Source organism: Acidisoma sp. S159, assembly GCF_009766125.1.
Lineage (GTDB): Bacteria > Pseudomonadota > Alphaproteobacteria > Acetobacterales > Acetobacteraceae > Acidisoma.
Map to the genome: position 1 here is coordinate 1,666 of NZ_LMUG01000024.1, position 1,050 is coordinate 2,715.

General features: G+C 61.4%; 2 protein-coding genes. Both read right to left on the bottom strand.

Annotated elements, in window-relative coordinates; translation table 11 throughout:
• Nucleotides 1-258 (bottom strand): hypothetical protein (locus GSQ92_RS30085; protein ID WP_216856778.1); only part of this gene is annotated, 258 nt, incomplete at its 3' end.
• An 11-nt stretch (nucleotides 259-269) separates the two neighbouring features.
• A complete protein-coding gene (locus tag GSQ92_RS07500; RefSeq protein WP_159013274.1) occupies nucleotides 270-668 on the bottom strand; it encodes a hypothetical protein in 399 nt (132 codons plus the stop codon).
• Nucleotides 669-1,050 lie beyond the last annotated feature (382 nt).

Sequence of the window (1,050 nt, forward strand, 5' to 3'; positions counted from 1 at the left end):
CCTGCCGTTCTGTACCGTCAGTGGTGCAGGAACGATGATCACTCCCGCGCCAGTTCCTACCTTCCGCGCCGCGCTCCCTGGACCGGCAAACACCGGCGCTGGAGGTGCGCTATATCCACCCGCTCCATATGATGACGCCAGCGCCATGCACTGCCAGCCCTTTAGAATCCTCTCCGCCGTCACCGGCTTGTATGACTGTGCCAACGCCGTGCCTGAAGACAAAATCGCGAAGGCGATGACCAGGGTAACCTTACTCATGTCGCTCTCCCTTACGTCAAAACCGGAGCGCTGGCCGCGCTCCCCATTTTGGAAGCAACACTTGATCGCCACTGACCAACCGTCTCTCCCGCTGTAATGCCATTCGCCGCCAACTGCGCCGCCGTATACATGCTCAGCGCACTCTCGATCGACTGTGAGTCCTGGGCCGTTGCGATGGCGGCCCCTCCTTGGGGACCAAAGTTATAGTAGCCTCTAACGTCCAGAGCAGTCGGGTTTGCGATGCCATCGCTCTCAAGATATTCCGCTCCCTCCTTGAGGTATTCCGCCGCCGCGATGGCTTCTGTCGCGGGATCGCTCTGTCCTGCCAGGCCTGGGACAATATTTGCTGCCAAGCTAGGGTCTTGGGCCAGCGCAGCGGCAATGCTGGACTCGTAGGTTGCGGCCGACATTTGAAACGCCCCCGTGATGCTTCCCGTTCCGGACAAGTTCTGACACCCGCTCTCGACTTCGCACGTGGCGGCTACGGCCGATGGATTAACTCCAAGCTCCTCCGCGCTTTGCTCGGCGGAAGTCCCCCACGAAGTCCCCAGCATTGTGTCAAGAGCACCGCTGCCCGTCGACGTCCCTGTTTCGGCTGTACCGCTGGCCCCGGCCGTGCTGCTCCCGACAGCCGAAGGCGTTCCCGTTGGCATCGTGAACGGAGGCAACCCAAGCTCGGTAGCCTCCGGAATGATCTGCTGTGGCACGCCCACCAACGTCTGTGGTTCTGGGTCAGCCAATGCGGCCGATCTCCACAATACAAACCCGACCGCGGAACCGGCCAAGAGTCGC

Excerpts from the sequence above, each read along its gene's own strand:
- GSQ92_RS07500 (WP_159013274.1), bottom strand. The coding sequence starts at position 668 with ATGTCGGCCGCAACCTACGAGTCCAGCATTGCCGCTGCGCTGGCCCAA.